4 protein-coding genes and 1 pseudogene are annotated in these 5,251 nt (G+C 69.9%); 3 read left to right on the forward strand and 2 right to left on the reverse strand.

Going from position 1 to position 5,251, the window contains the following annotated elements; translation table 11 throughout:
* Positions 1-137 precede the first annotated feature (137 nt).
* A pseudogene (locus ACZ3TI_RS40510) lies at positions 138-302 on the reverse strand (IS701 family transposase); the annotation flags it as partial.
* A gap of 182 nt (positions 303-484) precedes the next feature.
* Positions 485-2,026: an arabinosylfuranosidase ArfA gene (gene arfA, locus ACZ3TI_RS40515; RefSeq protein WP_465735536.1), complete on the reverse strand. Its 1,542-nt coding sequence runs from the start codon at positions 2,024-2,026 to the stop codon at positions 485-487.
* 1,225 nt (positions 2,027-3,251) lie between these two features.
* On the opposite strand from arfA, the gene ACZ3TI_RS40520 reads away from it, so the two are divergent.
* The 3 genes from ACZ3TI_RS40520 to ACZ3TI_RS40530 all read left to right on the forward strand — a co-directional run bounded on the left by ACZ3TI_RS40520 (position 3,252) and on the right by ACZ3TI_RS40530 (position 5,153).
* Positions 3,252-3,752: a hypothetical protein gene (locus tag ACZ3TI_RS40520; protein ID WP_465735538.1), complete on the forward strand. Its 501-nt coding sequence runs from the start codon at positions 3,252-3,254 to the stop codon at positions 3,750-3,752.
* Positions 3,753-3,857: 105 nt separating this feature from the next.
* On the forward strand, positions 3,858-4,091 hold the full coding sequence (locus tag ACZ3TI_RS40525) for a hypothetical protein (protein ID WP_465735540.1): 234 nt from the start codon (positions 3,858-3,860) through the stop codon (positions 4,089-4,091).
* Positions 4,092-4,718: 627 nt separating this feature from the next.
* Positions 4,719-5,153: a hypothetical protein gene (locus ACZ3TI_RS40530; RefSeq protein WP_465735542.1), complete on the forward strand. Its 435-nt coding sequence runs from the start codon at positions 4,719-4,721 to the stop codon at positions 5,151-5,153.
* The last annotated feature ends 98 nt before the right edge of the window (positions 5,154-5,251 follow it).

Raw genomic sequence — 5,251 nt, forward strand, 5'->3', positions numbered from 1 at the left:
CCCGTTCGCGCGACATCCACGCCAAGACCACTCCGCCCCCGCCGCAGCCCCGCTACACTCCCCACCCCCAAGCCGCTGACCAGGGCACATGGAGAACTCTCACTGGAGTACTAGTACTCCAGCCGGAGTTGTGATCTTCATGGCTGGAGGGTGGCTTGGCGGTGGTAGTGGCTGCGGCAGGCCCGGGCTTGGTGACGTCGTCGCCAGAGGGACCAGTGCAGTCGGTGTGCTAGGTCTGGGACGGGCTGTGCGAGTAGGGCAGTGAACAGGCGTTGGATCTCGTTGCAGGTGAGCGGCACCAGTGAAACGGCCGGCGATCCGGCCCAGTAGGCCCTCGAACATCGGCTGCCAGCGGTCAGGCACAACGCTGTGGCCCGCGGCCACCGCCTCGTCTTCAGTCCACACACCTGACGATGATCAGCGGTGGCCGCAGCCGTCTCCCCACCACCCCCACACCAGCAGGATCACAGCTCCGGCAGGAGTGCTAGGCGAGCCGGATCACGTTCCAGGACAGCGGTTCGAGGACGGCGCTGAGGGTGCCGTCACCCAGGGTGGTCCCGGAGACCTGGTGCGGGGTCACGCGTTCCTGATCGGTGAGGGTGTTGCGTGCGTCGGGGTCGGCGTCCGCGAGGGCGCTGTGCTCGACGACCGACGTCAGCCCGAGGCCGTTCAGGGTGACGTGCAGGGGAAGGGATCGCGTGCGGCTGCGGTTGACGGCGAAGACGGTGACCGAGCCGTCCTCGGCGCGCACGGCGGTGGCGTGCAGCAGGTCGGCCTCGCCGTACTTCTGCGTCTCGTACGTCGGCGCGTCGACCCGCACGTCGAGGACCTGCCCGCGGCCGTACTTCGATGCCTGCGCGAAGGGGAAGAGCGTCGTCTGCCGCCAGGCCGGGCCGCCCGGCTCGGTCATGATCGGGGCGATGGCGTTGACGAGCTGGGCCAGGCAGGCGACGCGCACCCGGTCCGCGTGGCGCAGCAGCGCGATCAGCAGCGAACCGACGACGACGGCGTCCAGAACGCTGTAGCTGTTCTCCAGCAGACGGGGCGCCTGCGCCCAGGCCTCCGTGCCGGAGTCGTCCGGCCCGGTCAAGTCCAAGCCGTAGCAGACGTTCCACTCGTCGAAGGACAGATTGATCTTCTTCTTCGACTTCAGCCTCGCACCCACGTGGTCGCAGGTGGCGACGACGTTCTCGATGACGGACTCCATGTCGACGGCGGAGGCGAGGAAGGAGTCGGTGTCGCCGTCGTGGGGTTCGTAGTAGGCGTGCAGGGAGATGTAGTCGACGAGGTCGTACGTTTCCTGCAGCACCGTCGCCTCCCACTCGGCGAAGGTGGGCAGCCACTGGGCGGAGGAGCCGCAGGCGACCAGCTCCACGGACGGGTCGATCTGGCGCATGGCGCGCGCGGTCTCGGCGGCGATGCGACCGTATTCCGCGGCGGTCTTGTGGCCGGTCTGCCAGTGGCCGTCCATCTCGTTGCCCAGGCACCACAGCCGGATGCCGAAGGGGTCCTTGTCGCCGTGCGCTCGGCGCAGGTCGGACAGGGTGGTGCCCTGCGGATGGTTGGCGTACTCCTGGAGTTCCAGGGCCTCGGCGACGCCGCGCGTGCCGAGGTTGATCGCCATCATGGGTGCGGCCTGGGGGCCGATCTTCTTCAGGAAGGCGATGTACTCGGACAGGCCGAAGCGGTTGGTCTCGGTCGACCGCCAGGCGAGGTCGAGGCGGTGCGGGCGGTCCTCGACCGGGCCGACGGAGTCCTCCCACTTGTAGCCGGAGACGTAGTTGCCGCCGGGGTAGCGGATCGTGGTGACGCCGAGCTCGCGGATCAGCTCCAGTACGTCGGTGCGGATGCCCGCCTCGTCGGCCGCGGGGTGGTCCGGCTCGAAGATTCCGGTGTAGACGCAGCGGCCGAGGTGTTCGACGAAGGAGCCGAAGAGGCGGGGGTCGACCTCGCCGACGGTGAAGGAGGGGTCGAGGGTGAACCGGGCCGGGCGGGTGGGATCAGCGTTGGCGGTACGGGGGCTCATGGAGGTCCTTTCCGCAGAGGTGAGCGAGCGTGGCCAGCCGTTGCACGTCGTTGTGCCCGATGCTGGTCAGCGTACGGACCGCCACGGACGTGGACCCGCCGAATTCTGAATCCTGTAGGTCGAGTTCACGCAGCGCGGCGATGTCGTAGGAGGCGAACCCCTCTCGTCCCGCTTCGGCGGAGCGGTTCACACACCGACTGCGCTGGCCCCTCTGCCGACGACGCCGCCAAGCCCGGGCCAGCCGCAGCCATCACCACCAAGGCCCCCTCCAGCCACGAAGATCACAGCTCCGGCTGGAGTACTAGCAACCTCCCAACAGTCCGATCCGTCACCGAAGGTCACCATCGCTGGACGTCACCTCGCAAAGTAACGCTCGGAACAGCTCGCGAACTACGAGTCGGAACCCCTGCTCGCAGGCTGGCGGACTCGCAAACTATCCGTCGAAGTCACAGCCGTGCCGTCTGCGGGCAGGTCGGCGGGTAGCGGGGTTTCGCCCCGGGGGTTTTCGGCGGCCGCGGTGAGCGCCTTCTCCTGACGCTCGCGCTCGCGCGCCCGGTCGGCCCGGGAGGAGCACGCCTTCGAACATTACTTCCGGGGGCGACCAGTACTGCTCGGCTCCATCTCTTTGCCGCAGACCGTGCAGGTCGGCGCGCCGAACAGCATCGGCTCGGCCATCGCCTTTTGCCCCGGGGAGAAACTCATGATCGGGATGCTAGTCCGGCACTGCGCCGCCTTTTGCCCGGGGTGAAACGGCCCGAGGCCTGCGACGGGGCGGGTGCGATCCCGTTCGCACCTGTCGTGACCTGCGGTGGGGAGTTTGCGTCGCACCCGGTGTGCGGCGAACTCACCGGTCCTTGCGCGCCCGGGGCCGGGCGGCTGCGACGCCGGTCGCACCGTCACAGCCCGATCGGCGGTTGCGCAGCCGGCGGCCGGTCGCAGTCGCACTCCGTTCGCCCGCGCGGGCCATCGCAGTCGCAGCCCCGGCGTGCAGCAAGGATCGCCTTGCTACACGGAAGCAGCGGCACCAACGGGTGCAGCAAGGGTGACCTTGCTGCACCCTGCTGCCCAGTGGCCCGCGCCGAGCAGCGGGGTAGCAAGGTCACCCTTGCTGCATGGCTTGCTGCTGCGGGCAACGCTGCGCCGGCCGCTCGGCGACGACGAGCAGCGGACGTCCCTGGCTGCTGCTGGCCGTGACCGTCCGGGCCGGCGGGCGGTTGCACCCGGCATGACGACCTCTCCACTGTTCCAGCTGCCGCTGCCCTCCTCGCCCGACCAGGCCGAGCCCGACGGCCAGGCGCTCGACCCCAACCAGCTGGCCGCGCTCCACCGGGCACGCGACACCGGGGAGGCAGCGGCCGCATGGGTGCGCTCTCTCGCCGGCCGCCAGGCAAACGAGCCCCACGCCCTGGTCCTGGAGCGTGCGGCCGAGGCGATCGAACGGGCCAGCCACCAGGAAGTGGTCCCCGGCGGCGATGGCGAGCTGACCGAGGAGCTGCGCTACTCGCTCGCCGCGGACGTGCTGCTCGGCGCCACCCACACCGCCACGCTGCCCGAGCTCGCGCCGGGCGAGCGGATGCCGCTGGTCGCGGTGTGCGCGCTCGCGGCCGCCATGCCGTCCTGCGTGCTTGGCGACCTGACGCGCGAGCTCACCCTGCTCGCCGACGAACTGGACGCCGCCACCACCGCCGGCCGCGCCGCCACCACGGCCATCGGTTCCGCCGGGTGAGCACGACCAGGCGCCGGGCGCTCGGGACCGGCGCCGCCCGGGTGTTGACCGACACCGTCCGGGCGCCCCGCACTGCGCCGGTCGCCGACCGCCGTCGAGCACACCGTGCTGGAGGAGTTCGAGCGGACCGCCGAGCCGTGGCGGGAGGCCTTCGAGGACCTGGACGAAGACGTCCTCGCCGAGACCGCCGCCGAGGCCCGCGTCTTCGGCACCGATCCGGCCGGCGCCGTCGACGAGCTGGTGCGCTGCCTGTTCGGGCAGCTGGCCCACTGGCAGCACACGACGATCGAGGACGTCCGGGCCGCCGTCCTGATGCTGGCCCGCCGGGCCCAGGTGTAGGCGAACCCCTGATCGGGTGACAGCAGGTGTGGTTCCCGCAGCCATCGGGAAATCCAAGGTAGCGGGCGTACGGCACGGTCATGCGCCCCGCGGACCCAGCGCCCTCATAGGAGGGCTTTCCTCTCTATCGGGGAAGTTCCACGCCATCGAGCGAAAGGCGCTCAAAGTGCCCGCAAATCCTACGGATCCACAGCAGATGCTGAGCGAGGCTCTCACTCAGATTCACACGCCGGAATCCTTCGGTAGGGCCGTGATCGCGAACGCACTTAAAAGTGCATCGAAGAAGATGAGAGAGGAGGGCGACGGTCCAGTACAAATCACGCGGAAGATTTATGTGTCATTCCAGGACTCTGCCGAGGAAATCGCCGCCCCGAAGGAGGATGGCGGGGACGACGGCTGGGGCCCGCCGATCTGTATGCGCATCCAGGGAGTCCTCCTCTGCTTCTAAGGATGATCACTGTCGGGACGAACGCCGTCGCCGACCGGGTTCAGGTCGACGACGGTGCGTGCAGACGGACTACGTAACCCCGCCGCAGGGCGAGGAAGCGACCGCCGCGCGCCCGGCCCGCAGCCGGTCCGCCGATCCCGGTCGCGGTTCCGGCCACCCGCCCAGGGAACGCTCCGGGCATGGACGGCGAGCACCAGGACCAGGCTGGCCCGGTCGACGAAGCGCGGGCCCGGGAGCTGACCGAGCAGCTGCGCACGGCGATCGAGGACGTCCGGACCGCCGTCCTGGTCCTGGCCCGCCGGATCCGCGCCGCCCACCAGACAAAGGTGTGGACCATCCTCGGGCACCCATCGTGGTCGGCGTACGCGCTCGCCGAGCTCGACATCGTCCGCTCGACCGCGTACCGGCTGCTCGAGCTGGCCGCCGTCGCCGAGGCGATCGAGGACACCGTGCAGCACGCGCTCGGGATGGGGAGCAGAACTTCCCGCTCCACGACGCGCTCCGCCCTCTCCGGGACCACCGCTCCACGGTCCTGGTCCAACTACACACCTCGCAGAGCCGAGGTCCTCCTCGCACCGGCTTGCCCGGTTGCCGCCCGGCTAGTACTCCAGTGAGAGTCTCCATGTGCCCTGGTCAGCGGCTTGGGGGTGGGGAGTGTAGCGGGGCTGCGGCGGGGGCGGAGTGGTCTTGGCGTGGATGTCGCGCGAACGGG

The sequence above is a fragment of the Kitasatospora sp. NPDC023120 genome, from assembly GCF_055560835.1.

Excerpts from the sequence above, each read along its gene's own strand:
- arfA (WP_465735536.1), bottom strand. The coding sequence starts at position 2,026 with ATGAGCCCCCGTACCGCCAACGCTGATCCCACCCGCCCGGCCCGGTTC.
- ACZ3TI_RS40520 (WP_465735538.1), top strand. The coding sequence starts at position 3,252 with ATGACGACCTCTCCACTGTTCCAGCTGCCGCTGCCCTCCTCGCCCGAC.
- ACZ3TI_RS40530 (WP_465735542.1), top strand. The coding sequence starts at position 4,719 with ATGGACGGCGAGCACCAGGACCAGGCTGGCCCGGTCGACGAAGCGCGG.